3 protein-coding genes are annotated in these 2,303 nt (G+C 53.8%); all 3 read left to right on the top strand.

All coding sequences use genetic code 11. The annotated features are described in order from the left end of the window. The coding region (locus tag ABYT30_RS18575) for an SDR family NAD(P)-dependent oxidoreductase (protein ID WP_373098005.1) at nt 1-721 on the top strand (721 nt) is incomplete at its 5' end. Between the two features lie 2 nt (nt 722-723). Next, the gene (locus ABYT30_RS18570; RefSeq protein ID WP_373080791.1) at nt 724-1,344 is read left to right on the top strand and encodes a nuclear transport factor 2 family protein; all 621 of its coding nucleotides are present in this window, start codon (nt 724-726) and stop codon (nt 1,342-1,344) included. Further along, nucleotides 1,344-2,303: alkene reductase (locus ABYT30_RS18565; RefSeq protein WP_373098003.1), on the top strand; the 960-nt coding region annotated here is incomplete at its 3' end. The genes ABYT30_RS18570 and ABYT30_RS18565, both read left to right, overlap by 1 nt.

The raw sequence follows: 2,303 nt of genomic DNA, 5'->3' as shown, positions 1-2,303 counted from the left end.
CGCGGCCTCGGCAATTCGCTTCGCTGAAGAGGGCGCGAAAGTGGTGATCTGCAGTCGACGTATAGAGCCGCTGCAAACCGTTGCCAAAACCATTCAAGATGCTGGCGGCGAATGCCTGCCGCTGTCGGTGGATGTCAGTGATGAGGCGGCGGTTAAAAAGCTAGTTGAAGATACCGTCGCCCATTTCGGCAAAATCGATATTATCGTCAACAATGCCGTGCTGATGGTGCCGGGCATGTTGGCTAATCACAAAACCAAGGCCTGGCATCAAAACTTTCAGGTGTCCCTCGATGGCGCCATGTTCTTGATGCGCGAATCCTTTAAGCAATTGCGTGCCAATGGTGGCGCGGTGGTGAATGTGTCTTCGGTATGCGGTCTGGCTGGCTCCATGGGCACCGCCGGGTACAGCGCAGCTAAAGCTGCAATGATCTCGCTAACCCGCAACGCCTCAATTGAATGGGCCCCAAAAATTCGTTGCAATGCGGTGGTGCCGGGGGCGTTTTTAACGCCGTCGCTGGAATCGGTAAACCCCGATGAAGACAGCCAAAAAGCCACCGGAAAAACGATTCCCCTGCAACGTATTGGCGATCCTCGCGAATGCGCGAATGCGATTCTGTTTTTGGCCAGCGATGACGCCTCCTATATCACTGGTGCTGTTCTTCCGGTAGACGGTGGCCGCATGGCTGAACTCAATACCGGCGCGGCGGCGTGGGGAGATTAACGATGACGACTTCGCTAGAACAGCGTATTGATCGACTGGAATCCTTGGACGAAATTCGCCAATTGGTAGCCAAGTATTCTTTGTCTTTAGATATGCGTGATCTCGACGCCCACGTGAATTTATTTGCCGAAGACATTCGGGTGAGTAGGGAACACAGTGGCCGCAGTCATTTAAAGGCTTGGGTAGACGATACCCTGCGCCACCAGTTTACTGGTACGTCTCATCATACCGGCAACCACATTATCGAATTTAAAGACCCAGATAATGCCATTGGCGTCTTGTACTCTAAAAATGAACACGAGTGCGGCGGCGAGTGGGTCATTATGCAAATGTTGTATTGGGATGATTACCAGCGCATCGACGGTCGTTGGTATTTTCGGCGGCGCTTGCCCTGTTACTGGTATGCGACTGATTTGAATAAGCCGCCAATCGGCGATATGAAAATGCGCTGGCCGGGCAGAGAGCCCTACCACGGCGCATTTCACGAGCTATTTCCTAGCTGGAAAGAGTTCTGGCAGAACAGCCCCGATGGCTTGCCAGAAGTTGCCGAGCCGGCGCCGGTTGAGGAGTTTTTAACGCGCATGCGTCGCGGCAGTCCCGCGCCAAAAATTAGGGTGAGATAATGCAATTACTGAGTCCCGTAAAGCTGGGCAGAATGAGCTTGGTGAGCCGCGTCGTCATGGCGCCCATGACCCGCTCCCGCGCAGAAGCGCAAGATGATATGCCGAATCAGATAATGACGGACTACTACGCTCAGCGTGCTGGCGCCGGTCTCATTATTACCGAGGGCTGCCATCCGAGCGCGGAAGGTAAAGGTTATTGTCGCACGCCAGGTATGTACACTCAGGCTCAGCAAGCGGCATGGGCGGAGGTTTGCGATGCAGTGCATGCGCGCGGTGGCAAAATTGTGCTGCAGTTAATGCACTGTGGCCGAGTGGCCCACGGCGATAACAAAGCGGCAGGGGTAAGAACCGTCGCGCCTTCAGCTATTGCGGCCCAGGGGCAAATATACACTGAAGCGGGCATGCAAGATTTTGTAATGCCGGTGGCGATGAGCCTTGGCGATATTGAGCAAACCATTGCCGATTACGTAAGCGCGACAAAGATGGCATTTGCCGCCGGTTTTGATGGCGTTGAATTGCACTGCACCAGTGGTTATCTTCCGGCTCAGTTTCTTAGCACTGGTACAAATCACCGTGACGACCAATACGGCGGCTGCTTAGAAAATCGCTTACGCTTCGTGCTTGAGTTATTAACGGCAATGACGGCAGTAGACGGCGCTGATCGAGTTGGTATGCGAATTTGCCCTGGCAACCCCTTTAATGATCTGCACGATGACGATCACTGCGCGACATTCGCGGCCTTGCTCAATGCGGTCGACCAAATGGGCTTGGCGTATTTGCACGTCATTCGCATGCCCAAAATTCAAGATAATATCGTCTTGGCGAAAGCGCATTTTAGTGGCCCGCTTATTGTCAATGACAGCTATAGTCGTGACGAGGCAGAAGCCGCGCTGGCAGATCCGCAGATCGCGGCGGTGTCGTTCGGGCGGGCATTTATTGCCAATCCAGATTTACCTCAT

The sequence above is a fragment of the Zhongshania sp. genome (assembly GCF_041623545.1).
In the GTDB taxonomy this organism is placed as follows: Bacteria; Pseudomonadota; Gammaproteobacteria; order Pseudomonadales; family Spongiibacteraceae; genus Spongiibacter.
The sequence above is the reverse complement of the archived record's forward strand: the minus strand, read 5'-3'. Positions and strand labels throughout refer to the sequence as shown.